The following is a 26337-nucleotide window of genomic DNA, read 5'->3' as shown; positions in this document are numbered from 1 at the left end:
TCACTTACCCTCCACAATTGCATCAAAGGCGGGAGTCGATAACTCTTCTACGCCCTTCTCGGTTCTGACAATAAAAAAGACTGCCAGTTCATGGTCTTTGGCGAAAGCCATTCCTGCTTCCGGGCCCAGCACCGTCATGGCGGTGGCCAAGCCATCCGCCATCATTGCCGTTTTGTGCAAAACAGACACTGAAGCCAACTGATGCTCCACCGGGTAACCGGTACGCGGATCAATCGTATGCGAGTATAACCGGCCCTGCGATTCAAAGAAGTTCCGGTAGTCGCCACTAGTGGCGACAGCCATATCCTTGAGGTCCACAACCTGCTCAACCTCGCGGACACCGGGAATGGGCCGTTCTACGGCAACCCGCCAAGGCTGCTTATAGGGTTTCGCACCTTTACCCCGCAATTCACCGCCCACTTCCACCAGGTAGTTATTCACCCCCTGGCTATCAAGCAAACCGGCAATCTTGTCCACCGCAAAGCCCTTTGCAATGGACGACAGATCCACATACACGCCGCCCGGTTGCAGAAGCTGCTGCTCGCTAAGCAGCAATTTTTGCCAGCCTACCCGCTCTCGAGCTTCTTCAACCTCGCTGGACTCTGGCGGCTCAAACCGGTCCGCATCAGGGCCAAAACCCCACAAGTTAACCAGCGGGCCGACGGTAACGTCGTAGGCGCCTCCGGTCTGCTCCGACAAAGAAAACGCGGCCAACAGCACCTTCACCGTATCCGCGGGCAGATTCATCAGTGTCCCCGGTTCGGCATTATTGAAACGAGTGAGGTTGGAATCGGGGCGGTAAGTACTCATCTGAGCGTTCACCTGCTCCAGCGCCGCCTCAATATCCGCCTTCAACGCTTCCACGCCCTCATCCGGTGCCCCCGTGTACTTCACACTCCAGGTGGTCCCCATGGTCGGGCCACTGAGAGCAGACAGGCGATTCTTGCTGTCATCACAGGCAGACAACAACACGACGACGGCAAGAGTAACGAGAAAACCAACAGGACGAGACATGCTCATAATCCAGATTTTTGATGCCGCAGGGACCAGCGCGAGCAAAGGCAAAAGTTTCGAGTCACGAGTTTCCCTGCAATCATCAGAATACTGATAACAAAACGCCGGCCCGAAGGCCGGCGTTTAGGATCATCCGCCGAAATCATCCAGCAGGATATTTTCCGGTTCGACACCAAGATCTTCGAGCATCTTGATGACTGAGGCGTTCATCATCGGCGGACCACACATGTAGTACTCACAGTCTTCAGGGGCCGGATGGTCCTTCAGATACTGTTCGAACAACACGTTATGGATAAAGCCGGTGAGGCCGTCCCAGTTGTCTTCGGGCTGCGGATCCGACAAGGCCAGATGCCACTCGAAGTTATCGTTTTCGTCCGCAAGCAAATCGTATTCATCGTTGTAAAAACACTCACGTACGCTCCGCGCACCGTACCAGAAGCTGATTTTGCGCTTGGAATCCAACCGTTTAAGCTGATCAAAGATATGGCTACGCATGGGAGCCATGCCCGCACCACCACCGATGAAGATCATTTCCGCTTCGGTTTTCTTGGCAAAGAATTCACCGAAGGGCCCGAAAACGGTGATCTTGTCACCCGGCTTCAGGTTGAACACGTAGGAACTCATGATCCCGGGCTGAATATCCTTGGACCCCGGAGGAGGCGTCGCAATCCGAATATTAAACTTCAGAATGCCCTTTTCTTCCGGGTAGTTGGCCATGGAGTAGGCGCGGATCACTTCTTCGTTGTTCTTGGTGTTCAAGTCGAAGAATTTGAAACGCTCCCAGTCACCCCGATATTCATCATCAATATCAAAGTCGGAGAACTTCACGTCAAACGGTGGCGCTTCCAACTGCACATAACCGCCCGCACGGAAATCCACGTTCTCGCCTTCTGGCAGCTTCAGTGTCAGCTCTTTAATGAAAGTGGCCACGTTGTTGTTGGCAACAACCTCACACTCCCATTTTTTCACACCGAAGAACTCTTCCGGCACCTGGACTTTCATGTCCTGTTTCACGTTAACCTGGCAGCTCAAGCGCCAGCCATCGCGAATTTGCCCTTTGGTAAAGTGGCCTTCTTCGGTGGGCAGGATATCGCCACCCCCGTCGAGGACCTGACAGCGGCACTGCGCACAGGTACCACCACCACCACAGGCGGAGGACAGGAAAATGCCCTGGTCCGCCAGGGTCCCGAGCAGCTTGCCGCCTGCCGGGGCTTCAATGGATTTTTCTGCATCGTCGTTGATAGCAATCTGCACATTGCCAGTTGCCACCAAACGAGAGCGGGCACCCAGGATAATCGCCACCAGCGCCAAAACGATGGCGGTGAACATGACAACACCGAGAATAATCTCAAAACTCATGATTCAACCCCTCGCTTACAGCTGCACGCCGGAGAAAGACATAAAGCCCAGCGACATCAAACCCACAGTAATGAAGGTGATGCCCAGGCCTTTCAGGCCATCGGGTACGTCACTGTACTTCAGCTTTTCACGGATGCCGGCCAACAGTGTAATGGCCAGAGCCCAGCCCACGCCGGCACCTACGCCATACACCACGGACTCACCGAAGTCGTAGTCGCGTTCCACCATGAAGAGAGACGCGCCCAGAATGGCACAGTTCACGGTAATCAACGGTAGGAAAACACCCAGCGCGTTGTACAGGCTTGGTACATACTTATCCAGGGTCATTTCCAGAATCTGTACAAGCGCCGCAATCACACCGATGTAACTCAACAGCCCAAGGAAACGTAAATCCAGGCTAGCCAACTGCTCACTGCCGGTCCAAGCAAGTGCGCCCTCTTTAAGCAAAAACTGCAAAATCAGATGATTCACTGGGACCGTAATCGTAAGCACCACAATAACCGCAATACCCAAACCAATGGAGGTCTGGATTTTTTTGGAAATCGCAATAAACGTACACATGCCCAAAAAGAAAGCCAGCGCCATGTTTTCAACAAAGACGGCGCGGACGAACAGGCTCAGATAATGTTCAAACATTACTCGTCTCCGTTAAAACGCGTCGCTGACACGGGTGTTGGGCTTCATCTTGAAGTCGTCTTCTTCCACTTGCTCCGGCTTCCAGGCTCGAATCGCCCAGATAAACAGCCCAATCAGGAAGAAGGCGCTGGGCGGCAACAGCATCATGCCATTGGTCATGTACCAGCCACCGTCCGCCACCTTCGGCAGAACCTGGTGCCCAAACAGGCTACCAGCACCCAGCAGTTCACGGATGAAACCCAGCCCCAGCAGGATTGCCGAATAGCCCAGGCCATTACCGATACCGTCCAGGAAGGAAGGAATCGGCGGATTCTTCATGGCAAAGGCTTCCGCACGCCCCATCACGATACAGTTGGTAATAATCAGCCCCACGAACACCGACAGCTGCTTGGAAATGCTGTAGGCATACGCTTTAAGGAACTGGTCTACCACGATTACCAGCGATGCGATAATGGTCATCTGCACGATGATCCGGATGCTGGAAGGAATATAGTTGCGAATCGAGCTCACGAAAAAGTTCGAAAACGCGGTTACCACAGTCAATGCAATACACATTGTCGCCGTGGTGCTCAGGTTACTGGTCACCGCCAGCGCGGAACAGATACCCAGGATCTGCAGAGCGATGGGGTTATTGTCGAAAATCGGACCTAACAGAATGTCCTTGGTTTTCTCCGCCATTACGCCTCTCCTTCCGGCTGCTCAGGGGCCACGGCACCACTGGCCACCGCGGCTTCACCGTCTTGCATACGCTTTAGATAGGGACCCAAACCGTTCTCGCCTACCCAGAAACGCAGCAAGTTGCTTACGCCTTTGCTGGTCAGGGTGGCGCCGGCCAGACCATCAACCTTGTACTCCGCGTTTGCGGTGTTGCTATCCACGGTGCCTTTGATTACCTGGATTTCCACTTCACCTTGCTCACCGTAAAGCTTCTTGCCTTCCCACAGTGCTTTCCACTTGGGGTTATCCACTTCACCGCCCAGACCCGGGGTTTCACCGTGCTCATAGAAACCCAGCCCGGCCACCGTATTCGCGTCAGGCTCGAGTGCCAGGAAACCATACAGGGTGGACCACAAACCATAGCCATGAACCGGCACAATAATGCGGCTTAAGTCGCCGCTATCATCTTTGGCCAAGTACACCTCGGCGACTTTCGCCTGACTCTTGATACTCGCAATATCGATATCGCCACTCAACGACCGGGACTGGCTGGGATCGTTGGACGCTTTGCGCTGATCATAAGATTCCGGCATTTCTACATATTTGCCGGTGTCGATGTCGACAAACTTGCGCTCGATGGTTTTGAACACTTCTTCCACATCCGTACCTTCCTGGTACAAACCTGCTGCCTGGAGAATGTTCATGCGCTTGTCGAGAAGCTGGTTCTTCGCCTGAACCGGGCGCAGGCTCACGGCCGCAGTGGCAACCACTACACCGCATACCACACACACCAGAAAGGCGACCAACAGTGTTTTGCTGACGCTTTCGTTATTTCCAGCCATTAGACTTCTCCCCCGGTCCGACGCAGGCGGCGACGTATATTCGCCTGGGTCACAAAGTAATCAATCAATGGGGCACACAGGTTAGCGAACAAAATGGCCAGCATGATGCCTTCCGGGAAAGCCGGGTTAATGACGCGAATCAGCACCGTCATCACACCAATCAGGGCACCAAAGACGTATTTGCCCACATTGGTCATAGAGGCAGATACCGGGTCGGTGGCCATGAAGATCATACCGAAAGCAAAACCACCCACGGTCAGGTGCCAGTACCAGGGCATAGCGAACATGGTGTTGGTGTCGGAACCGATGCCATTGAACAGTGCAGACATACCCACCATGCCCAGGAACACGCCCAGTACGATGCGCCAGGAGGCGATCTTGGTCATCAGCAACGCCGCGCCGCCAATCAGGATGGCCAGCGTGGAGGTTTCACCAATGGAACCCTGAATACCGCCCAGGAAGGTGTTCATCCAGGTCAGGCCGGCGGTGGCTGCATTGGCGCCTTCCGTCAGCGCATTGCTGGCCAGGCTGGCGCCAAAGTCCAGGTTACCGGACGCCGCCAAAGACAACGGCGTCGCACCTGAGAAGCTGTCTACCGCGGTCCAGATTGCATCACCGGACATTTGTGCCGGGTAGGCAAAGTACAGGAACGCACGGCCAACCAGTGCCGGGTTCAGGAAGTTCTTGCCGGTACCGCCGAACACTTCCTTACCGATGACAACACCAAAGGAAATACCCAGAAACACCTGCCACAGCGGGATCGCCGGGGGCAAAATCAACGTAAACAGGATGCCGGTGACGAAGAAACCTTCGTTCACCTCATGGCCACGCTTCCACGCGAACAGGCCTTCCCAGATAAAGCCACCGATATACACGGTAAGCAAAATCGGGATGTAGTAGACCGCGCCGTGCAGCAGGTTCGCCCACAGGCTACCGGGGTCGAAACCGGTCAACGCCATGACGATATCGCTGCGCCAGCCAGTGATAGCACTGTAGCCAAATTCGCTGATTTGCAGGTTGGCCTGATAACCGGTGTTGTACAGACCGAACAGGATCGCCGGGAAGGTGCAGAACCACACCGTCATCATGATCCGCTTCAGATCGAGACCATCACGCACGTGGGCCGCGGAACGGGTCACCGAATCCGGGGTGTAGAGCATGGTGTCGAACATTTCGTAGAAGGTGTAATACTTCTCGAACTTGCCGCCCTCATGAAAATGGGGGGCGATTTTATCATCCAGAAAACTTCTCATACCCATGCTCAGCCCTCCGCCTCAATCGTGGTCAGGTTGTCGCGCAGAATCGGACCGTATTCATACTTGCCCGGGCACACGAAGGTACACAGGGACAGGTCTTCTTCCAGCAACTCCAAGGCACCGAGGGCCGTGGCGCTATCGGTATCGCCTACGATCAGTGCACGCAGCAGCTGTGTCGGCAGAATGTCCAACGGCATCACTTCTTCATAAGCCCCCACCGGCACCATGGCACGCTCGGAGCCGTTGGTGGTGGTAGTGAAATTGAAGCGCTTGCCGGGCATCAGCTTGGAAAGATAAATATTCATCACCGAAAAACGCTTGGTGCCGGGTGAAATATAACCCAGCAGCTCACGTTCATGGCCTTCACGCAGGGCCGTCAGCTGGCTGGTGGTGCGGCTCAACCAGGCCACCGGGCCACGGGCGTTATGACCATTCAGCACAGAACCGGAAATCAGGCGGTTATCGCCATCTTTCAGTTCGCCCTGGGCAAAATCGTCCACACTGGCACCTACACGGGTGCGCAGGGCACGCGGTGTTTTCGCCTGCGGGCCGGTCAACGCAACCACGCGGGCGGAGCTGATCTTACCGTCGGTGAACAGGTTGCCGATGGCAATCACGTCCTGATAGCCCACGGACCAGACTGTTTTGCTCAGGCCCACCGGATCCAGGTGGTGAATGTGGGTCCCCACATTGCCTGCCGGGTGCTTACCCGCAAAGGCTTCTTCACGAACCTGACCACCGGCAAAGCTCGGCAGGTCCGTATTCGGACCACGACACACCCATACCGGGCCATCCGTCAGGCGGCTAAGCACCGCCAGACCATTGCGGAAAGCCTGCTCGTTTTCCTTGATCACCACCGCCGGGTCCAATGCCAGGGGGTTAGTGTCGAGAATGGAAACGAAAAGGGAATTGGGTGCACTGCCCGGTGCTGGCACCTTGCCAAACGGACGGGTGCGCAACAAGGTCCACTCACCGGAATCCACCAACTGCTGCTGTACCGCTTCGCGGTCCAGAGAGGCCAGCTGATCGGCACTGTGAGAGGCAAAGGTGACTTCATCTTCCTGGTCTGCCACTTCAATCACCACGGATTGAAGCACGCGCTTGTGACCGCGATTAATCGCAATCACCTTACCAGCAGCAGGAGCGGTGTATTTCACACCCTCGGTTTTCTTGTCCGTGAAGATCAGCTGGCCTTTCTTGACCACGTCTCCTTCGCGGACTTCCATAGTGGGCTTCATCCCCACATAGTCGCCGCCGAGCACGGCAACAGAACGAACCTGATGACCTTCCTCAATCGTCTGGCGCGGTGCACCAGCGATGGGCAGATCAAGGCCCTTCCTGATTTTAATCATAGTTTCTCGCCCACGTTGCGTGTTGCTGAAGTCGAGGCACACCCCCAAATCACCCTGAAAAGCAGGGATTTACCGGGGATGTTCGCAAATTCCGGAATGTGCAATGGATGCCGACAAAAACCCGGCGGGCACATTATAAAGTCGTACCTGCCTGTTCGCCAGCACCGTCAGACCCGCCTTTTGTCGCATAGAGCCATGTTGGTGCGACAAAAAAACGAAAAATGCACCGAAAAAAAGCCCGCAGGGCGGGCTTCTTCATCCGGGGTTCAGTCCTTTGGATACACCGGGAATTCCACCCCGGAGATCTGCTGCAAAATACGCAGAACCTGACAGCTATAGCCGAACTCGTTGTCGTACCACACATACAGCACACAGTGGCGGCCATTCACGATGGTCGCTTCCGCGTCGATCACAGAGGCGTGACGGGAGCCGACGAAATCCGTAGACACCGCATCCGGGCTGCTCACGAAATCCACCTGGCGCTGCAATGGAGAATGCAGGCTGACCCAACGCAGGTAATCGTTGAGCTCTTCCAGGGAGGTCTCCTTGCCCAGAGTCAGGTTCAGGATCGCCATGGACACGTTCGGGGTAGGAACGCGGATGGAGTTACCGGTCAGCTTGCCGGCCAGAGTCGGCAATGCCTTGGTGGCGGCCGTGGCCGCACCGGTTTCGGTCAGCACCATGTTCAGCGGTGCGGAACGCCCACGACGAGGACCGCTGTGGAAGTTATCCAGCAAGTTCTGATCGTTGGTGTAAGAGTGCACGGTTTCCACATGCCCGAACTCGATACCGAACTTGTCTTCCAGCGCTTTCAGCGGCGGAACAATGGCATTGGTCGTACAGCTGGCAGCGGAAATAATCTTGTCGCTGTCTTCGATCAGATCATTGTTCACGCCGTGAACAATGTTCTTCATGTTGCCTTTGCCCGGCGCAGTCAGCATCACGCGGGATACACCGTTGCACTGCAGGTGCTGGGACAGGCCTTCTTCATCACGCCATTTGCCCGTGTTATCGATCACCACGGCATTGTTGATGCCGTAATCGGTGTAATCGATGGCCGCCGGGTCGCTGGAGTAGATCACCTTGATGAAGTTGCCGTTGGCAATAATGGCATTCTCTTCTTCGTCCACGGCGATGGTGCCGGCGAAGGGGCCGTGTACGGAATCACGACGCATCAGGCTGGCGCGCTTCTGCAAGTCACCCTTGCCCGACTCGCGAACCACGATGGCCCTCAGGCGCAAGCCATCGCCGGAACCGGCTTTTTCGATCAGCAGGCGGGCCAGAATACGGCCGATACGACCGAAACCGTACAACACCACGTCGGTGCGCTCGGGCATGGCCACCTTGCCGCTCACCGCTTCGGCCAGCTCTTCGCGCACGTAGTCTTCAACAGACAGGCCACGATTGTCTTTCTTGTACTCCACCGCCAGCTTGCCAACATCAATCCGGCAAGGACCGAGATCCGATTTCGCCACTTCCTGCAGAATCGGGAAGGTATCGACCACAGACAGCTCGGAATCTTCGACCTGCTTGACGAAACGGTGGCTCTTCAGAATCTGGATAACAGACTTGTTGACCAGGGAACGGCTGTACACGGTCGTAGTCACGTTCTTTTCACGATGCAGGCGGCCGATCATGGGGATCATGGCTTCTGCAATTTCTTCGCGATTTTTCCAGCGTCCGAAATGGTCTTCCAGTTTGCTCACGGAGATGGCCCTCTCAGTTTGGGTTCAGGCGGCGGAAAGCGGCGTCATTGCCCTGCTTCCGTGCACACCTGCGGTGGTGGAGTTCGGGGCGCGCATAATAGCGCCAAAAAGCCGCATTATCCACCCGGGTTACGGGGATATTACGCGCTACAGCCATGATTCGGCCCTGGCGGGAGCAAACCGCCAGCACATCACCTTTATCAGCCGGCAGGCGATGCTTGCAAGGCAATGGTCACCTGGTCGCGCAGCATCGGCACCACCTCGTCCTCGAACCAGGGCCGCTGGCGCAGCCACAGGCGATTGCGGGGGCTGGGATGAGGCAACGGGAAAAAGCCCTGGGCCAGCGCCCGGGCAAAATGCCGCACATTATCGGTGAGGGTCTTGCCCGGCTCCGGCAGGTAATAGCGCTGGGCGTATTGCCCCACCAGCAGCGTCAAGCGAACGTTCGGCAGCGCCGCCAGCAACGGCCCATGCCATTGCGGGGCGCATTCCGGCCGCGGCGGTAGATCACCCCCTTTACCCCGGCCCGGATAACACAGCCCCATGGGGATAATGGCCACCTTATTCGAGTCATAGAACGTTTCAGGACCGATCTGCAGCCAATCCCGCAATCGCTCACCGGAGGGATCATTCCAGGGAATACCGGTTTCATGAACGCGGGTCCCCGGCGCCTGGCCCACAATCAACAGCCGAGCGCCCTCCCCGGCCTGCACCACCGGCCGCGGGCCCAGCGGCAGGTGCGGCTCACACAACCGGCAAGCACGCACCTCGTCCAGCAGGTCAATCAGCTGCGTCATTCCGCCGGGCTGTCAGAGGGGTGCAGACGCATCAGCCCTTCCTGGGCCACCGACGCCACCAGCGTGCCGTCTTGCCGATAGATAGAACCAAAGTTCAGGCCGCGAGAACCGCCCGCAAAGGGACTGTCGCTGCGGTACAGCAGCCATTCATCAATACGGAAGTCATCATGGAACCACATGGCGTGGTCAATACTTGCGCACTGCACATTGGGCTGCCAGAAGTTCATCCCGTGGGGCAGCATGGCCGTGCCCATCAGGCCGAAATCCGAACAATAGGCCAGCAATGCCCGCTGGGTCATGGGGTTCGCGTCTATCCGGTCCACCACCCGGAACCAAACTTCCCGGATCGGCGCTTTCGGCTCTGAAGAAATGGAGTCCTGCGGCGTCACCGGGCGAAACTCCACCGGGCGTTCGGTCAGGAAATCCTGCCGGTATTGCTCCGGCAAACGGTCCACCAGCTTCAGCCGGATTGCCTCGTCGCTTTCCAGACCCTCCGGGCCGGGCACCTCGGGCATAGGCGCTTGATGAGAGACACCCTCCTCAGCCACCTGATAAGACACCGCCAGGGAAAAAATGGGCCGACCATGCTGGATGGCATTCACCCGGCGCGTGGTAAAACTCTTGCCATCACGGATACGGTCCACGTCATAGACAATCGGTATATTGAAGTCCCCCGGGCGCAGGAAATACGCATGCAGCGAATGCACCGGCCGGGTGTCATCCACCGTCCGCGATGCCGCCAGCAGCGCCTGCCCAGCCACCAGGCCTCCAAACACGCTGCGCTGCCCATTGGCCTCGCTCTGCCCGCGAAACAAATTGTTCTCCAGCTGCTCCAGGTCAAACAGACCCATCAGTTCCTGAACCGGTGCTTTCATATCCAACCCTCAGCGTACGACAATGTCCCATCTTACCCGCTAACAGGGGTCATATTCAGCACTACCAACCATGAAACCTGAGTCCGACATGGCCTGCCGTTGGCCGCATCGCTACAATACGCCGCCTGATATCTCACCGAATGCGCAGGAACGGGTCTCGATGAAGCTACTCCCAGACAGCAACCTCTTCCCCAGTGGCCGCGAGCACTACAAAGACTGGGCCGGACTGAACGCCGGCAGCATGGCCGCGGTGCTGGCCGAGCTGGCCCGCAGCGAAGACCACTTGTTCGTGATCCTGGCGCCCAATAGCAGCCGCGCCCAGCAGCTCACCGATTCTCTGAGCTTCTATCTGGCCGGCAGTGAAACGCCGGTGATGCTGTTCCCGGACTGGGAAACCCTGCCCTACGACCTGTTCAGCCCGCACCAGGACATTATCAGCGACCGCATTCAGGTGCTGCACCAGCTGCCCAGCACCCACAAGGGCATTCTGGTGGTGCCGGTGAATACGCTGATGCAGCGCCTGGCGCCGCCAATTCACATCACCGGCAACAGCTTCCTGCTCAAGGTGGGCGATCGTTTCGACATGGAAGCCACACGCAGCCGGCTCGTCGCCAGCGGCTACCGACAACGCGACAACGTGTACGAACACGGCGAGTTTGCCGTGCGCGGGGCGATCATGGACATTTTCCCCATGGGCGCCGAGCAACCGTTCCGCATCGAACTGTTCGACGATGAAATCGAATCCCTGCGCCTGTTCGAAGCGGAAAGCCAGCGCTCCACCGGCAAAGTGGACGACATCACCCTGCTGCCCGCCGCCGAATTCCCCCTTAGCGCCGAAGGCATTGCCCGTTTTCGCAGCAACTTCCGTGACACCTTCGACGTGGATACCCGACACGTTCCGCTCTATCAGGATGTGACCGACGGCCTGGCCGCCCCTGGACTGGAATACTACCTGCCACTGTTTTTCGACCAGATGGCGACCCTGTTCGACTACCTGCCCGACGATGTACGGCTGGTAGAACTGGCGGACTCCCAAAGCGCCATCGAACATTTCTGGCAGGATGTGGAGCAGCGCCACGAATCCCGTCGCCACGATATTCATCGCCCGATCCTCGCCCCCTGGCAGCTGTTCCTGCGCCCGGATGAACTGAATGCCGCCCTGAAACAGCACCCTCGGGCACGCCAGGCGAATAACGATTCGCCCAGCGCGGACCAGGCTATTCATTTTGATGTGGCCGCCATGCCCGCGCTCACCGCCGATGTGCGCGCCAACAACCCGCTGGCCCTGCTGCATACGTTTTCCGACGCGCACCCGGACACCCACATCCTGATCTGTGCAGAAACCGCCGGGCGACGCGAAGCACTGCTAGAACTGATGCAGAAGATCCACATCCAGCCGGCCATGAAAGACAGCTGGCCCGACTTTATCGCTAACCCGGCACGCTGGAGCCTAACTCGGGGTGAACTGGATGCCGGCTTCTACGCCCCGGAACACGCCTTGCTAGTGGTCACCGAAAACGACCTGTACGGCGAACGGGTGCTGCAACGCCGGCGTCGCAAGTCCAGCAGCGACGATGGCGCCGCCGAACAGGCGTTCCGCTCTTTGGGAGAAATGACCGTGGGCTCCCCGGTGGTGCATCTGGAGCATGGTGTGGGGCGCTATCTTGGCCTCATCCACATGGAAGTGCACCGCCAGCAACACGAATTCCTGCTGCTCGAATACGCCGGCGGCGACAAACTCTATGTGCCGGTGTCCGCCCTGCACCTGATCAGTCGCTACGGTGGCGGCGACACGGCGCCGCTGAACCGTCTGGGTACTGAGCAATGGACCAAGGCCCGCCAGAAAGCGGCGGAAAAAATCCATGACGTGGCCGCCGAGCTACTCAACACTTACGCCCGACGCGAAGCCCGTGAAGGCCGTCAGTTCGATGTGGACCTGAGCGATTACGACCGCTTCAGTGCCGGCTTCCCCTTCGAGGAAACCCCGGACCAGCAGGCCGCCATCGCCTCGGTGGTTGCCGATATGCAATCCAGCCAACCCATGGACCGCTTGGTCTGTGGTGACGTGGGCTTTGGCAAAACTGAAGTGGCCATGCGCGCCGCCTTTGTGGCGGTGGAAAACCAGGCACAGGTCGCCGTGCTGGTACCCACCACCCTGCTCGCCCAACAGCATTACGAATCCTTCACTGACCGTTTCGCCGACTGGCCCGTGAACATCGAGGTGTTATCACGTTTCCGCAGCGCCAAGGAAAAAACCCAGGTGCTGCAGCGGCTCAAAGAAGGCAAGGTGGATATTCTGGTGGGCACTCACCAGCTACTGCAGGAAACCGTGGCCTTCGATAATTTAGGCCTGATCGTAGTCGATGAAGAGCACCGCTTCGGGGTGCGCCACAAGGAGCGCCTCAAGCAAATGCGCGCCGAGTGCGACATCCTCACTCTCACCGCCACGCCGATTCCGCGCACCCTGAACATGGCCATGAGCGGCATGCGCGATATTTCCATCATCGCCACACCGCCGCAAAAACGCCTGTCGGTGAAAACTTTCGTGCAGCAACACAACGACACCGTCATCAAGGAAGCGCTGCTGCGTGAACTGCTGCGTGGTGGCCAGGTGTATTACCTGCACAACGACATCGACACCATGGAAAAAACCGCCGCAGATATCCGCAAGCTGGTGCCCGATGCTCGCGTGGGTATCGCCCACGGCCAGATGCGCGAGCGGGAACTGGAAGCGGTGATGAGCGATTTTTACCACCGCCGTTTCAACGTACTGGTGAGCACCACCATCATCGAAACCGGGATCGACGTACCCAGTGCCAACACCATCATTATCGACCGGGCTGACAAACTGGGCCTGGCACAACTTCACCAGCTTCGTGGCCGGGTGGGCCGCAGCCACCACCAGGCGTATGCCTATCTGATCACCCCCAGCCCCAAGGTCATGACCAAGGATGCCATCAAGCGCCTGGAAGCCATTGAACAAGCCACCGACCTGGGCGCCGGCTTTATGCTCGCCAGCCAGGACATGGAAATTCGCGGCGCCGGCGAACTGCTCGGCGAAGAGCAACACGGCAACATCGAAACCATTGGCTTCAGCCTCTATATGGAAATGCTGGAGCAAGCGGTGGAAGCACTGAAACGCGGCGAACAGCCAGACGTGGAAAAACCGCTCAGCGGTGGCCCGGAGCTGAACCTGCGCATTCCTGCGCTCATCCCGGAAGACTACCTGCCCGATGTATTCGGCCGGCTCACGCTCTACAAACGTATCGCCGGCTGCAAAACCCGCGCCGGCCTGAAAGAGCTGCAAGTGGAAATGATCGACCGTTTCGGGCTACTGCCGGAGCCGGTGAAAAACCTGTTTGCCGTGACCGAACTACGCCAACAGGCAGATCGACTGGGCATTATTCGCCTGGACGCCCACGCCACTGGCGGCAAACTGGAGTTCGGCGAACGCACCCCGGTGGACCCACTTACCATCGTCAAACTGGTTCAGTCCGGCCCCAACCGCTTCAAACTGGAAGGCGCCAACGCCCTGCGTTTCGTGGAAGACAGCGACACACCGGAAGAACGCATTCAGGTGGTGCAGGAACTGCTCAAACGTTTGGCGGCCCAAAGCATCAAGACAGGCACCGCAGACTGAATACACACTCAGCCTGCGCGTCTGGGAGCGGCTTAAACCGCACTCTTGTCACAAAAAGCGTGCCGATCGCCCCATCGCCCGTGAGCAATGCGCGTCGCTTGGGGTATAGTCGGCACCAAGATTAAACGCCGGACGCATGGCGCCTGATGCAATAAAACCGGAGGGTAGGGTTTTGATCTTCGGGGGTTGGGGTTTAGGCATCCGGCGTCATGTATTATGCATCCGGCGTTATAAAGCAAAACAAGGAGTTTTCAATGCATCGCGCATTACTGTTGGTTGTTCTGACCCTGCTGGGCAACACGGCCATCGCACAAAGCTGGTACAAAGTGGAAGTGCTGGTATTTGCCCAAAACAACGCCAACAGTGAAGAAATCTGGGCCACCGGCCTACAACCTCACTATGCCTCCCAGGCCGTGACCATTGGCCAACCAGAAACCAGTGAAATGGCCGACCCGGATGCCGTTGCCCGAGGCGCCTGGCAGCCGCTGTCCCAGGACGACGAAGTACTTCGCTATATGCTGGAACGCATGGAAGGCACCGGTGACTACCGCGAGCTGTATCATGCCGCCTGGGAGCAACCCATCGGCAGTAAAGCCGAAACCTTGCCCGTCTATGTCCGCGGCGGGCAAACACTGCCCACCGAAGAAGGCCAGGTCCCGGAGCTTGAAGGCACCCTGGAATTCAGTAAGTCCCGCTACCTGCATGTCACGCCACGGATCTGGTTCAACACGGAAAGTAATGGCGAACGGCTCTATGTGGATATCGACGAAAAGCGCCGCCTAGCAGGCCATGGAGTCTACTACTTTGACCACGCCCTGTTCGGCATGCTGGTGAGGGTGACCCGCGCCTGAGGTCGCCCAGGCACATTTTCCCTTGTGCCTTTTACCCACGTGACGTTGGCGCTTCAAGAGACTCTCAAAATTTCTTTTCTACACGGGGAAGCGATGCTTGCATCACGAAAGGGCTGGCGGGACCAGCCCCGAGCCGGGCATTAGTTCTTCCAAGCCTCTCTCGATTGAATTCTCTATAAAACAGCATAAAAGGAGGCATTCCAGCGGAAATGCAAGTAGCGGACAAAGTGTCACCTTGACGTGTCTGTTAGAAACCACTGATGCCCACCTCTCTCACCCTGCTTGAACCATACACTCAGTGTTTTTCATAAAACGCGCCATTCTCTTTCATGTATCCGCCGATACCACTGCCATCAACCACCACGAAATCCACCGCTTGCCCGTTTGGCGCCGTATCCGCCACCACAGAACCGGCCTCGGACATGGCGCCGTCCAGATCCAGCCCTTCAAAGCCCACCATCAACGCCGGGGCATCCTGAACCTCCGGGTCATGCATCATGCACAAGTAAGCTGCTTTCACACCGGGATGGTTGGGCAAAAGTTGCTGTAATGCCTGGACCATAGCGGAAGGATACTGGGCAGGCTGACCCAACATCACCCGGGTTTCTTTCTCCACCACCCGGGGTTCGACTTTCTGATTCATGCCGGTATCCAGCAAGGCTTCAATTTCGTGGGGAACGAACTCCTTGCCGTGATCCGATTTCGGGTTGAGAAACAGCGTGGCCCCTCGCGTCAGTTCAAACAGACTGCGGGCAGGCAGCGACAGGTAAGACGTCTCGGCATCAATAGCTCGTTGCAACGCTTCCAGATGGGTAAAAAACGGAACCACCGGCGAACCATCGGCCTTTTCCCAGTTCACCAACGATACGTTAGCCCCGGCAGGGATCGTGTGGTGACCGTGCTCATTCTGTTCCGGTTGGTCCGTATGGCCAATCACGAAGACATCCGCATTCATCAATGCCCGATAAAAAGCGGGCCGCTGGGCCGGTTCCTGAGCCGCACGTTCCAGTGCCTGAGCCAATGGAGTATCTGCCATGCCTTTACTCACCTTGTTGCCATTGCTTTCTCGGATAAAAATACCGCACTAAAGGCGGCCTGCTGCCATACCGAAGATTGGATAGCCCGCGTTTTTTTCAGCCACCGAATAGCTTACATACCGGGGCACTGGAATTTTTTCCTCACCACCGCTCGACAGCCCATGGACGCAAAGGACCCCAAACGATCACAGCCTTCCAAAGCAACGGCAAGCTTGGTGCACTCCACCGCCGTATCCGTAAGGCCAGCCTGAGCAGGGGTTGGCGCTGTGGTTGCCACAGATGAAGGAACCGCTGAAAAGCTTTGTTTGGCGTCTCGTTCAATAGCAGTCACCAGTGCATCGCTCATGCCAAGGAACAATAACAAATCACGATTCGCCGGTGTCAGTTCGGAATAACGGAAACTCGGGTGGCTGTCGATAATGGCCTGCAATTCATCAATGTTTGCCCCTCCTTTTTCCTGACGCAACAAGTCACCCACCGTTGCGCCCGCTCCTGGGCCGACTTCCAGCACAGCATAGTTACCCGGAAAAATATCGCCACAGGTTCGGCACGCTTGCCGATATGCCTGGTATACGGCAACCGGGTCTTCGGCCTTTTCTTGAATCCCCAACACGCGTTTATCCACCTCTTTGCGATTAACGGATAAATCGTAGGTGGAAGAATAGGCGATGTAAGCTGCCAGCGTATTGGCTTTGATCGCTCGGCTATACGCAGCCGGCTCCTGCTTATTCAGTGTTTCTCGCAGCGCTTTTGCTTGAGGCAAGTAAGCCGGATCTGCCACTTCGTTAATGTAATCCGCCAGCCCACTTTGTGATGGTGCCCGCTGAATCGCCTGCCAAAGCAGGGTTTGCGAGGCTGTGAGCTTGCCGGCTTTCACCAACGCATGGTCTGCTGGGATGATATGGGGCGAAAAGGTAATCGTCAGCGGCTGGCCATTGCGCTGCAACTTAAACGTCACGGTGTCGCCAAAACGGACAGTCTGGATATCGGTCACCAGAGCACGCATGCCGGTAGTCCGATTGCCGTTATACGCAACAACCCTGTCACCGGCCTCAACACCCGCCAGATAGGCAGGAGAGTTGTAGATCACACTTTTAATGTCCACGAGTGTTTCGCCGTTGGGGCCGGGAACCTCATGGAAAGCGATCCCCATGAACGGCCTTTCGCCACGAATCGCAAACGCATTATCAAACCGACCAATGGCCATGTCGGCTTCAAGCTCCGAATACATCGATAGCTCCACGCCCTTGTCGTAGAGGCCCACAAATCGTAGCCCCGTGGCAGGGACGAAGAACTTCACCGGGCCCTGCCAGCCGCCTTTTACCATTTCCCCTTCTGCAACCGTGCCATCGGGGCTGGTAATGGTTGCCGGGCCAGTGACGGTATTATCTTCCGGGACAAAATTGCTATCGTCCGTTTTCAGTACACTGCCATTACGCAAAGTGAATTCCAGAGCCCAAGCTTGCGGGGTACACCCGAACACCCACAAAGCCAGAACCATCACCCGAAACAACGAACCTGTATATATCCCCATGATTTCCCCCAGCGCCGTTAGCCCGCCAGCCAGTTGGCACGCTTCCCCATCATCGCGGCTTGATGCCCTTACCCCTTTAACACACTTATGCACTCAAATAACGAACACCGGTAAGGCGCTCGGACTCTTCCCACAGTCGCTGAGCAACACTTACGTTGTCGACCACTTTACGGGCGAAGGCCGGGGCCGGGTAGCCTTGCAGCTCCAAAAACTTTCCATCCGGGCCGTAATATCCACCAGAAACCACATCATCACTGGTCGCCGCCATCACGCCGGGCAAACACCCTCTTTCTGCCGGCTGAGCCAGCAGTTTGTTGAACAAACCACCGCCGGGCACGGTATCCTGCAGGTGTGTCGCGGAATAACCGGGGTGTGCCGCCATGACCTGAATGTTAGAGCCGCGTTTCGACAGCCGGCGATGCAGATCCTTGGCGAAAATCAAATTGGCCAGCTTGCTCTGACAATAGAAAGGCCAGCGGGAATAGCGTTTTTCTGCATTAAGATTCCCCCACATGATTTTCCCACCACGGTGCGCCAGGCTGGAGATCTGCACGATGCGTGGAGCCGGTGCGGCTTCCAGCAGATCCAGCAAGGGACCGGTCAGCGCGAAGTGGCCGAGGTGATTGGTGCCGAACTGCATTTCAAAACCATCCTTGGTGCGCTGCAACGGCGGCGCCATTAGCCCCGCGTTATTGAGCAAGACATCCAGCTTTTTGACTCGTTTTTTTACCGCCGCCGCAAAGGCTTTCACCGATTCCAGATCGGCCAGGTCCAGCGGCATGATAATAAGATTCGCGCCAGGGGTTATGGCCCTGACCTGCTGCGCGGCAGTCTCGGCCTTGTCCGGGTTGCGGCACGCCATGATCACTTGCGCGCCATTGGCCGTGAACAGTTTCACCGCTTCCAGGCCGATACCGCTGTTGGCACCGGTGACCAGAATGGTTTTCCCGGAAAGGTCGGGAATTTGCGCCGCGCGCCAGCGGGATTTTGCCATGGGTCGTCCTTGGTTGATGGGTGTTAGCATCATTGTTCGCCGTCGCTGGCACTCTAGCACGCTCCAGTTGCGCCAATTGCTGGCTAGAAAAAGTCACTTTCTGCTCGCTTTTTCGACAGTCGCAGCTCACTTCATTTATCGAAGTTCGATTTCACACACTATCCTGACCATTGCTAAAATAGCGGCCACGCTCTTCCCTACTCCACCGGAGCTTCACCATGGCGCGCGTCAAACTCGAATTGCCCGAACAGTTTCTCTACACCCACACCATTAACGTGCGCATGACCGATTTGAATACCGGCAAGCATGTGGGCAACGATCAGATGATCTCCTTGCTTTCCGAGGCTCGCTACCGCTTTTTCTGCGATATCGATTACAGCCAAGAGCGCATTGTGGTGACCGACCTGGTGGCCAGTTACCGCTCCGAGAGCTTTGCCCGTGACGATTTGCAGTTTGAAGTGGGGCTAATGGATTTCAACAAGTACGGGGCAGATCTTATCTTTCGGGTTACCAAGCAACCCAGCGGGCAACTGGTGGTACTGGCCAAACAGGGGTTCGTATTTTTTGACCACCAAAACCACGGTGTAACGCCGGTACCAGAAGACTTCAAGGCCAAGTTTCCCGGTATTGTCTGAGCTCGCATCCTTGAAGGGTTAGCGCCACGTCAGCGCCTCTGAGTCTCCGCTGGAAGCTCAAGTAATTCGCTCAGAAACTCTTCCCACACCGCATAGATCATGAAACGGCCCATACCGGGAACGCTGCGGAAACGCACTCCGGGAATATCAGACGCCAGCCCACGGGCGCTACCGATGGAGATGATTCTGTCGTCTTCACCGTGCCAATGAAGGACCGGGATGGTGATATTTCCCAACGGAACTTTCCAGGGAAACTGCAGGCGCAAATATTCATCGATAAGAATTTTAGCCCCCTGGAAGTGGCTACGCCGCATGCTTTTGATCAAACGCCCCAGCAAGTCAGGGTTACCCAGCACCGCCTGATCGTGCTCACAGAGCGACTTGGCCAATTTGGCAAAGTACTTCTCGGGGGCGTGTTGCACGCCGCGCAATCCCAACCTGCCCATCAACACAAACAGGCGTGGGTCACGACGAAAAAGGCGAAGGAACATTTTGTGTAGACGATCCAACTTGTCGAGCTCGAAATGTTCGATGGGCACCGTGCTGGCAAGAATACCCAGGCGATCAAACAACGCTGGATGCTGAGCCGCCGCACACAGCGCATAGGGGCCACCACCACAGTAGGCTGCCATGGCCGGGCGCTGGATTTTCAGGTGATTGCACAGGGCCTGAATGTCGTCACCGAAATCACGGAATTCAAAATTGGCCTTATAGGTGGAAATACCATATCCGGGGCGCACGATCATGATCATGCGTAAGCCTTTTTCCCGGTACCAAGCCTCAAACATCGTATGATCTGGCACGGCTCCGCCCAGGTTATCCAAGGTCAGTACCGGGCGCCCTCCCGGGTCACCGTATTCATACCAGCTGAGCACCCGATCATCCGGCAGGTTCAGGGTGAATTCTCGCTCCTGCTGCACTTGAGGCAAGCGAGCTGCCTGTACCAGCGCATGCCCCATGGCCTGGCTGACCAACTGCACCTGACTGCTGGCATTAAGTTTACTCATGGTGGATTTCAGCTGAGTACGTGCTGTGTGCACACTGATATTGAGTAGCTCGGCACTCTGAGTCAGGTTGCCGACCTTGCACAGCAGGTGCAGCAGCCGGGCTTCCGCGTGAGTAATGTGAAAGACGGATCGGAGCATGTCCGGCGACGGGGTCACCATACTCTGCCCGGCCAGCACCCAAACGATAGTGCGCACCTGGGAAATAGTGCCCGGCGCATCGGATTTTTCCACCGGCAGGCATAGCAACGACACAGAGTCTTGCCGGGAATTGAGCAGCTGGGTTTCCCGCCCCGCTTCCAGAGAAATCACCCGTTTGAGTGACTGGCGCAGCTCCCGGTCGCTGAAGTGCAAAGAGCGATCGGGCAGGATCTCCACCGGCCCGCTGGAGAGCACTTGCTCGGCGACAGGATTGCACTCGAGCACGCCCATTTGCTCATCCAGCATCAGCATGGGCCAGGGCATCTGGTTATACATGTCATTGAGGATGCGGGTGCGATCTTCCAGCGCATGCATGTAAGCACTGCTACGCACAGCGCGATCCAAGTGGTTGATCAGTATCTCGACGTCGGCAGGGGTTCTCTGGGTATCAATCTCTGTGCCGCCGGATTCGGACAACGCGTCTGCGGGAACGTCTGTCCAACCGGTAATGGTATCGACCAGATCGACCCAATCCCCCGGTGAAAGCGCGGTCTCGTAAATCTGCCCAATTAGCTCATCATTATCCGTGTCGCTCACCACCGCCCACCTGCCCCGCCCACCACTCATTAACCTTCATCATAGAAAGGGGGTATCAGGGGGGCAAGCGTTTCGGACCACCGTTCGCTTTGCTCAATCGCCCGCCAATGCAGTGATTACAACGACATGCCTGTGCACCAGCCGTTGGCCCAGGCCCACTGGAAGTTAAAACCGCCCAGTTGCCCGGTCACATCCAGCACTTCACCAATGAAATGCAGACCGGGTACGGTTTTCACTTCAAAGGTTTTCGAGGAGATAGCATCGGTGTCGACCCCGCCCAGCGTCACTTCCGCGGTGCGATAACCTTCTGTGCCCGAAGGCTTAAACGCCCAGCCTTTCAGCGTGGCGGCAACGCTGGCCAGCCGTTCATTATTGAACTGCTGCAAATTGCCCTGCCAACCGAATTGATCCGCCAGCGCAGCGGCCAGTCGCTGGGAAAAATACTGACGTAACCAGCGCTCCAATCCACGGTTGGGATGCGCCCGACGTTCTTCCACCAACTCGGCGAATGGATCTGCCACCTGGGGCAACCAATCCACCGTCACCGGCTGACCCGGCGTCCAGAAGCTGGATACCTGCAACATGGCAGGCCCGGACAGACCGCGGTGAGTAATCAGCATCGGCTCGCTAAAAGACGCATCAGCGGTTTGAGCCACTACATCAGTGCTGATGCCGGATAAGGCGGCCAACCAGGCCTTGTCATCCGGTTGCAGGGTAAACGGCACCAGCCCGGCGCGGGTGGGTAATACGTTAAGCCCGAATTGCTCCGCCAATTGGTAACCAAAACCGGAAGCGCCCATGGAGGGAATCGACAGCCCTCCGCAGGCCACCACCAGTTTTGCGCATTGAACGGTGCCTGCACTGGTGCTCAGGGCAAAGCCCGACGCGGTTTGCTTTACGCGGCGAATATCAGTCTTCAAGCGGATCTCAGCACCGGCCCACTCACATTCTGTCAGCAAGATGCCGAGAATTTCTTTGGAGGAATCCGCGCAGAACAATTGCCCCGGGGCCTTTTCCACATGCTCAATACCGTGGCGTTCTACCAGTTCCACGAAATGCCAAGGACTGTAACGTTTAAGGGCAGACTTGCAGAAATGCGGGTTGGCGGAGACGAAATGCTCCGGGGTGGTATTCAGGTTAGTGAAGTTGCAGCGCCCGCCGCCGGACATGAGGATTTTCTTGCCGGCCTTGTTAGCATGGTCCAGCACTAACACACGATGCCCCTGATACGCCGCCGTGGCCGCACACATCAGCCCGGCTGCGCCGGCACCGATAACCACCACATCGACTTGGGTTGTGCTTGCCCCTGCTTTATCTGACATGAAACCACCAGCCTGAATACGGCCGGCAAGGATAACGGGGATGCACCGCTAGTGCCATCGGTGCCGCAGAGCTGTATCTGCAGCTCTGCCTAATGGGTTTACCCGGTTTTCTGTGATTGGACTGTATCTACCCTTCTTTAGAGATCCGGGGCCAGCCCCGCCGAAACAGCGGGCCACCCCCGGATCGATAAAGTCAGTGATGTCCGCCACTGGCAGCGATTTGCTCCCCGGGCAACCAGTCCACTACGCCTTTTACAGCCACGGGTTTGCCGTCCACCGTGACCGGCAAAGACCAGGTGGCCACTCGAGCACGATTTCCCGCTTCGATCACTTCTCCCGGTGCCCGCAGCGACCCGTAGGCCGCGCGGGGTTCTGTCCAGGTGTAACGTGAGCCACCTGCCACTTTCACCCACTGGGGCTCTCCAGCCTCCCGGTTGGCGTTCATGAAACTGCCGCCAGGCCCGATACGTAAATGCGGCATTCCCTTGGCATCAGCCACCACCACCGGCTTGCCGCTTTGGTTGTGAATGTGCACCGCCGGCACGGTACCGGGAGACAACCCTACGGTAACCCCTTCAACCGGAGTGGCATTGGAGGTCAGGCGCGAATGAAAGGAACCAGGCGGTAAGGGTTCATAACGAAAAGCACCGGCCAGGGCTGACTCTTCGCCATCAAACCGCACCGGCACCGACCATTCCGACAAGCGCGCAGGCTTGCCATCATGCTCTACTTGGTGGGGCACCTCGATGTCTTCCGTACGCAGCCTCGGATCAAACCAGCCCCAGTTGGGTTTCTTGTGCACCAGCGCCCAGCGTGGCTCTGCATCCTGCGCCACCCCTTTCGGGAGCGGCACGCCACGGGCGGCAGTCTGGCTACGGTACCAGGCTGGACTGGTCAGATCCGCCTGCACACCCTGCTGGTTGATTCGCAGAAAGCTTCGCCCTTGTGCATCAAGAATGTCCAGCGTCCGGGCACTGTCGTTGGCAACCACGATCTGTGGCGCCACTGTGGTCTGTACCTGAGCATCAATACTTTTCAGCGTAGCCGGCAGCGGATCCATACGGGCTTTGACCGCCTTCGCCTCCGGCCCGTGAGCCACAAGCAAAGCCGGAACCGTCACCAGCACAGCACCTAACGAGCGGGCCAACGCACGCGAAGGATTAAACGAAAATAAAGGCATCCTCATCACTCCTTAGCGTTGAGCCATCAAGCCCGGGCTTTCTTCAGGCAACATCACCTGTACCGGCGCAGAGACGGACGGCACCACCATGTTGGAGCCATCGCTGGCGATACGGTTAACAAACAACATGTAATGACCCGCCGGAAGCACCGCAGCATTTTCCGGAATTTGTACGCTCACATTGCCGCCACTAACGGTATGCGGAAGCACCACGTTGCGCTGATCCCCATCAACCAGATGGGTCAGACTGGTACGACGCACCAATATCACTTCATTGATTGCGGCCGCATCATCCACGGCGATGTCGATGGAGTCACCATGATCCACTTCACTCGGAGCCTGCTGGATTTCAGGACGATCCTTGAATACATACGGCGGACTATATATTTCAAACGAAGGATCACGACCATCATTCGGTGACAGCCCCAGCTCTTCCAGGTTAAGACTGAACAGGTAGGCCGTGTTGATCGGCGCGTGCCCGCCGATCAACAGACGACCATCAGGCAGCAGTAACGCGGTGTTGTGGTAGGTGCGCGGATTCAATGAGGTCGCCATTTCCGTCCACTCACGGGTTTGCGGGTCATACCGCTCGGTGGTTTGTACCGGCGTAGCCGAACCCGGTAGCACGACTTCATCCCTGTTGGCACCGTTAAAAGCCATCACCGAACCATCAGGCAGCAATACCCCGGTGGAAAACCAGCGCGGGCCGTTCAGGTTGCCGACAATCTCTGAGGAGTAACGCATTCCTGTTTCGGTATCTGCGTTCACATTCACTGTATCCAGACGGCTATTGGGGACCGCCAGGTAACTGCCCGGGCTGGAGGCGGCAACGGCGCCGAGCACGCCACCAGCAGTCAGGAATTGTGCTTCGCTGTAGGCGCCGCTTTCACTCTGGCGCAGCGGCATCATGATAGAGAAGCTGGAACCACGGAAACCTGCGCCGATTAAACGGTTGGCCACCTGCGGGTCCGCAACATCGCCAAGCAGGTTCTCGACCTGCTCCAGACTGCCAAGCGGGTCACCCAGCAAGTTGGTAAGTAGCCCCTCTCCTGTTCCGATCAAGTCCTCTACCAGGTTCGGGCTGGTAAGAGTAAGAGCAGAAGTAATACGATCCAGACCCAGCTCATCGAGCTGCACATTCAGGCCCGCGTAGCCAAGGTCAGTCCAGAGCTCCTCTTGCGGGTCATACACCGAGACGAAGTTCCACTGGGCCTGATTGTATGACTGGCCAAAGGGATTAAAAGCCTGCCCGCCAGCGTTATAGAATACTTTGCCGTTAGGCAGTAGGTGCAGGCGGGGATACAACGGCAACGCTTTACCCGCGGTGCTGTCCAGTCCCTCAAGCGGACGGTCTCCATTCTCGGACCAGGTCCCCTCTTCCAAATCATAGGTTTCACTGGTGCGCACATTATCGGCAGACTGCAGCAGTTCACGCAGCCCTTCGCTTTCTCCACCCAGCAAAGCACCGGTATAAACCGGCTTGAGCAGCTTGGTTACCCCGCTTGCCACGAAGACATCGCCGTCGGGCAAGGTCACCATGCTGGGGTACCAACGGCCATGATTCATGTGGCCGGTCTGGGTCCAGCTGTTGTCCTCAGGATTGAAAATACGAGCGTCTTTGAGGCCTTCCAGCTCCACTACGCCGATATCGTCGGGCACGCTGATTTCACCGAAATTACTGGGCAAAGGAATTTCGGTATCGATGGAGCCCAGCACATCACGGGCCGGAGGAAAGACCGAGCCAAGGGACGGTTCAGTGTAATAATCCGTGCCACCCACAGCCATGATTCGGCCATCAGCCAGCTGGATAACATCGGCACAGAATAGCGCGCCATCATTGCCTTCCGTGCGCTCCGCGTCGCTCAATTCACCGCCCGGCAACAACGTATCACTGTCGTTTCCGTCCACATTGGCGCCACCACGTACAGGCGAGGGCCGCTGCCAGGAGATTTCATCGTTGGCACCGGCGGGGCCGAAATTGAGTACTCGCGTTTGATCGTTAACCGCGACGAACCCGAATTCAGCCACAATTGAGAACTCGACGTTTTCAGTCCCTTCCAAGGCATTGAAATACACCAGACGGTTATCTGGCAAAAGCGCCATGGAGCCGGCAGCAGGCTTACAACGCAATGCCCCATCAGCATCTTCAAGACACTTGTCTTCGGTCGTCACCACCTTCAAGTCTTCACCGGTGGTCGAATCGCTGTAGCGAATGGTTGGCTCGGCAAACGGGCCATCGAATTTACCTAACAGACACTCATCCCCTTCACAGCTGTATTCACGACCAGCGAAAGAAGACGCCTGCGGAGCCGGCGCAGGTGCCATGGGATCATCAGGATCGTTGCCCTGGGAACCATCGCCTTCTGTTGGGCTTGGTTCAGGGCTGTTATTGGTGGGGTCAGAATTGTTGGTGCCCGCGGAACTGCCGCTGCCGCTGCCGCCACAAGCTATCAGCGCCGCGGTCAGCAAGCCCAACCCAGCAAGTCGCTCCAGGTTCTTCATTGGTCTCTCTCCCGAATTAATTGTTATCCACGCCCGACACAAAGAAACGCTTTGTATACGCCGCATTGCGGGAGTCTGCGCTCGGGAAAACAGCAACGTCATGGTCAAGGTTGGCAGCCTTACTACACGACGACAGTTATTCACCGCCGCACGATCGGGCTTAACAAAAAAACGGCCAAAATTTCACGCGCTACTGACACATGAAGGAGAAATGAAGGATTGAAACGTAAAATGAGGCGTTTAAAGAGACTATCGTGCTAACAATGCAGACACACTGCAAAGCCACTTAATAACGGCGTGATCCTTCTGGCGATGCCACGGGCTTTAGCAACGCAATGAGGCGAACAAAAGGAAAGTCGTGCAGAAAATATTCCGCGGAAGACATTAGCTTAATGAACGGCGACAT

Annotated in this window: 20 protein-coding genes; 3 read left to right on the top strand and 17 right to left on the bottom strand. The window is 57.0% G+C overall.

The genetic code is table 11. The features are described 5' to 3' along the window. From ABNH18_RS07060 to ABNH18_RS07015, 10 genes are all read right to left on the bottom strand, one after another. Complete coding sequence (locus ABNH18_RS07060; RefSeq protein ID WP_349382139.1) at positions 1-1014, bottom strand: FAD:protein FMN transferase; 1014 nt, start codon at positions 1012-1014, stop codon at positions 1-3. 129 nt (positions 1015-1143) lie between these two features. After that, positions 1144-2373 carry an NADH:ubiquinone reductase (Na(+)-transporting) subunit F gene (gene nqrF, locus ABNH18_RS07055; RefSeq protein WP_349382138.1) on the bottom strand — a complete coding sequence of 410 codons (1230 nt, stop codon included), beginning with the start codon at positions 2371-2373 and terminating at the stop codon, positions 1144-1146. 15 nt (positions 2374-2388) lie between these two features. Further along, positions 2389-3009 (bottom strand): NADH:ubiquinone reductase (Na(+)-transporting) subunit E, encoded by a 621-nt coding sequence (gene nqrE / locus ABNH18_RS07050; RefSeq protein ID WP_349382137.1) that lies wholly within the window; start codon positions 3007-3009, stop codon positions 2389-2391. 12 nt (positions 3010-3021) lie between these two features. Then, positions 3022-3687, bottom strand: coding sequence for an NADH:ubiquinone reductase (Na(+)-transporting) subunit D (locus ABNH18_RS07045; RefSeq protein ID WP_349382136.1), 666 nt, complete (start codon positions 3685-3687; stop codon positions 3022-3024). Next, positions 3687-4508 carry a Na(+)-translocating NADH-quinone reductase subunit C gene (locus ABNH18_RS07040; RefSeq protein WP_349382135.1) on the bottom strand — a complete coding sequence of 274 codons (822 nt, stop codon included), beginning with the start codon at positions 4506-4508 and terminating at the stop codon, positions 3687-3689. The genes ABNH18_RS07045 and ABNH18_RS07040 overlap by 1 nt, the downstream gene beginning before the upstream one ends. Then, complete coding sequence (locus ABNH18_RS07035; RefSeq protein WP_349382134.1) at positions 4508-5767, bottom strand: NADH:ubiquinone reductase (Na(+)-transporting) subunit B; 1260 nt, start codon at positions 5765-5767, stop codon at positions 4508-4510. The genes ABNH18_RS07040 and ABNH18_RS07035 overlap by 1 nt, the downstream gene beginning before the upstream one ends. A gap of 2 nt (positions 5768-5769) precedes the next feature. Then, on the bottom strand, positions 5770-7116 hold the full coding sequence (locus ABNH18_RS07030; RefSeq protein ID WP_349382133.1) for a Na(+)-translocating NADH-quinone reductase subunit A: 1347 nt from the start codon (positions 7114-7116) through the stop codon (positions 5770-5772). A 266-nt stretch (positions 7117-7382) separates the two neighbouring features. After that, entirely contained in the window at positions 7383-8822 is a 1440-nt protein-coding gene (locus tag ABNH18_RS07025; RefSeq protein ID WP_349382132.1) for a glyceraldehyde-3-phosphate dehydrogenase, read from the bottom strand. Positions 8823-9022: 200 nt separating this feature from the next. Further along, positions 9023-9619, bottom strand: a complete 597-nt coding sequence (locus tag ABNH18_RS07020; RefSeq protein WP_349382131.1) for a uracil-DNA glycosylase family protein — start codon at positions 9617-9619, stop codon at positions 9023-9025. Then, the gene (locus tag ABNH18_RS07015) at positions 9616-10494 is read right to left on the bottom strand and encodes an acyl-CoA thioesterase (protein WP_349382130.1); all 879 of its coding nucleotides are present in this window, start codon (positions 10492-10494) and stop codon (positions 9616-9618) included. Before ABNH18_RS07015 ends, ABNH18_RS07020 begins: the two co-directional genes overlap by 4 nt. A gap of 160 nt (positions 10495-10654) precedes the next feature. Here ABNH18_RS07015 and mfd point away from each other — a divergent pair, with 160 nt between their 5' ends. After that, entirely contained in the window at positions 10655-14134 is a 3480-nt protein-coding gene (gene mfd, locus ABNH18_RS07010) for a transcription-repair coupling factor (protein ID WP_349382129.1), read from the top strand. Between the two features lie 254 nt (positions 14135-14388). Continuing rightward, positions 14389-14985, top strand: a complete 597-nt coding sequence (locus ABNH18_RS07005; RefSeq protein ID WP_349382128.1) for a peptidoglycan binding protein CsiV — start codon at positions 14389-14391, stop codon at positions 14983-14985. Between the two features lie 295 nt (positions 14986-15280). Here the strand turns inward: ABNH18_RS07005 and ABNH18_RS07000 are convergent, their stop codons facing one another. The 3 genes from ABNH18_RS07000 to ABNH18_RS06990 all read right to left on the bottom strand — a co-directional run bounded on the left by ABNH18_RS07000 (position 15281) and on the right by ABNH18_RS06990 (position 18550). Next, positions 15281-16021: an enhanced serine sensitivity protein SseB C-terminal domain-containing protein gene (locus tag ABNH18_RS07000; RefSeq protein WP_349382127.1), complete on the bottom strand. Its 741-nt coding sequence runs from the start codon at positions 16019-16021 to the stop codon at positions 15281-15283. A gap of 113 nt (positions 16022-16134) precedes the next feature. Then, positions 16135-17556, bottom strand: a complete 1422-nt coding sequence (locus tag ABNH18_RS06995) for a PDZ domain-containing protein (protein WP_349382126.1) — start codon at positions 17554-17556, stop codon at positions 16135-16137. 85 nt (positions 17557-17641) lie between these two features. After that, complete coding sequence (locus ABNH18_RS06990) at positions 17642-18550, bottom strand: oxidoreductase (protein ID WP_349382125.1); 909 nt, start codon at positions 18548-18550, stop codon at positions 17642-17644. 218 nt (positions 18551-18768) lie between these two features. Between ABNH18_RS06990 and ABNH18_RS06985 the strand changes: the two genes are divergently transcribed. After that, positions 18769-19185 carry a thioesterase family protein gene (locus tag ABNH18_RS06985; RefSeq protein ID WP_349382124.1) on the top strand — a complete coding sequence of 139 codons (417 nt, stop codon included), beginning with the start codon at positions 18769-18771 and terminating at the stop codon, positions 19183-19185. Between the two features lie 29 nt (positions 19186-19214). On the opposite strand, the gene ABNH18_RS06980 is transcribed toward ABNH18_RS06985, so the two are convergent. The 4 genes from ABNH18_RS06980 to ABNH18_RS06965 all read right to left on the bottom strand — a co-directional run bounded on the left by ABNH18_RS06980 (position 19215) and on the right by ABNH18_RS06965 (position 25931). Continuing rightward, entirely contained in the window at positions 19215-20927 is a 1713-nt protein-coding gene (locus ABNH18_RS06980) for a bifunctional helix-turn-helix transcriptional regulator/alpha/beta hydrolase (RefSeq protein ID WP_349382123.1), read from the bottom strand. 116 nt (positions 20928-21043) lie between these two features. Further along, positions 21044-22249 carry a BaiN/RdsA family NAD(P)/FAD-dependent oxidoreductase gene (locus ABNH18_RS06975; RefSeq protein WP_349382122.1) on the bottom strand — a complete coding sequence of 402 codons (1206 nt, stop codon included), beginning with the start codon at positions 22247-22249 and terminating at the stop codon, positions 21044-21046. Between the two features lie 193 nt (positions 22250-22442). Further along, positions 22443-23429 (bottom strand): hypothetical protein, encoded by a 987-nt coding sequence (locus ABNH18_RS06970; protein WP_349382121.1) that lies wholly within the window; start codon positions 23427-23429, stop codon positions 22443-22445. Between the two features lie 12 nt (positions 23430-23441). Continuing rightward, positions 23442-25931, bottom strand: a complete 2490-nt coding sequence (locus ABNH18_RS06965; RefSeq protein ID WP_349382120.1) for a galactose oxidase early set domain-containing protein — start codon at positions 25929-25931, stop codon at positions 23442-23444. Positions 25932-26337 lie beyond the last annotated feature (406 nt).

The organism is Alcanivorax sp., from assembly GCF_040118815.1.
Classification (GTDB): Bacteria; Pseudomonadota; Gammaproteobacteria; order Pseudomonadales; family Alcanivoracaceae; genus Alcanivorax.
The sequence above is the reverse complement of the archived record's forward strand: the minus strand, read 5'-3'. Positions and strand labels throughout refer to the sequence as shown.

Coding starts and splice junctions, on each gene's coding strand:
- ABNH18_RS07060 (WP_349382139.1), bottom strand. CDS start 1,014: ATGTCTCGTCCTGTTGGTTTTCTCGTTACTCTTGCCGTCGTCGTGTTG.
- nqrF (WP_349382138.1), bottom strand. CDS start 2,373: ATGAGTTTTGAGATTATTCTCGGTGTTGTCATGTTCACCGCCATCGTT.
- nqrE (WP_349382137.1), bottom strand. CDS start 3,009: ATGTTTGAACATTATCTGAGCCTGTTCGTCCGCGCCGTCTTTGTTGAA.
- ABNH18_RS07045 (WP_349382136.1), bottom strand. CDS start 3,687: ATGGCGGAGAAAACCAAGGACATTCTGTTAGGTCCGATTTTCGACAAT.
- ABNH18_RS07040 (WP_349382135.1), bottom strand. CDS start 4,508: ATGGCTGGAAATAACGAAAGCGTCAGCAAAACACTGTTGGTCGCCTTT.
- ABNH18_RS07035 (WP_349382134.1), bottom strand. CDS start 5,767: ATGGGTATGAGAAGTTTTCTGGATGATAAAATCGCCCCCCATTTTCAT.
- ABNH18_RS07030 (WP_349382133.1), bottom strand. CDS start 7,116: ATGATTAAAATCAGGAAGGGCCTTGATCTGCCCATCGCTGGTGCACCG.
- ABNH18_RS07020 (WP_349382131.1), bottom strand. CDS start 9,619: ATGACGCAGCTGATTGACCTGCTGGACGAGGTGCGTGCTTGCCGGTTG.
- ABNH18_RS07015 (WP_349382130.1), bottom strand. CDS start 10,494: ATGAAAGCACCGGTTCAGGAACTGATGGGTCTGTTTGACCTGGAGCAG.
- mfd (WP_349382129.1), top strand. CDS start 10,655: ATGAAGCTACTCCCAGACAGCAACCTCTTCCCCAGTGGCCGCGAGCAC.
- ABNH18_RS07005 (WP_349382128.1), top strand. CDS start 14,389: ATGCATCGCGCATTACTGTTGGTTGTTCTGACCCTGCTGGGCAACACG.
- ABNH18_RS07000 (WP_349382127.1), bottom strand. CDS start 16,021: ATGGCAGATACTCCATTGGCTCAGGCACTGGAACGTGCGGCTCAGGAA.
- ABNH18_RS06995 (WP_349382126.1), bottom strand. CDS start 17,556: ATGGGGATATATACAGGTTCGTTGTTTCGGGTGATGGTTCTGGCTTTG.
- ABNH18_RS06990 (WP_349382125.1), bottom strand. CDS start 18,550: ATGGCAAAATCCCGCTGGCGCGCGGCGCAAATTCCCGACCTTTCCGGG.
- ABNH18_RS06985 (WP_349382124.1), top strand. CDS start 18,769: ATGGCGCGCGTCAAACTCGAATTGCCCGAACAGTTTCTCTACACCCAC.
- ABNH18_RS06975 (WP_349382122.1), bottom strand. CDS start 22,249: ATGTCAGATAAAGCAGGGGCAAGCACAACCCAAGTCGATGTGGTGGTT.
- ABNH18_RS06970 (WP_349382121.1), bottom strand. CDS start 23,429: ATGCCTTTATTTTCGTTTAATCCTTCGCGTGCGTTGGCCCGCTCGTTA.
- ABNH18_RS06965 (WP_349382120.1), bottom strand. CDS start 25,931: ATGAAGAACCTGGAGCGACTTGCTGGGTTGGGCTTGCTGACCGCGGCG.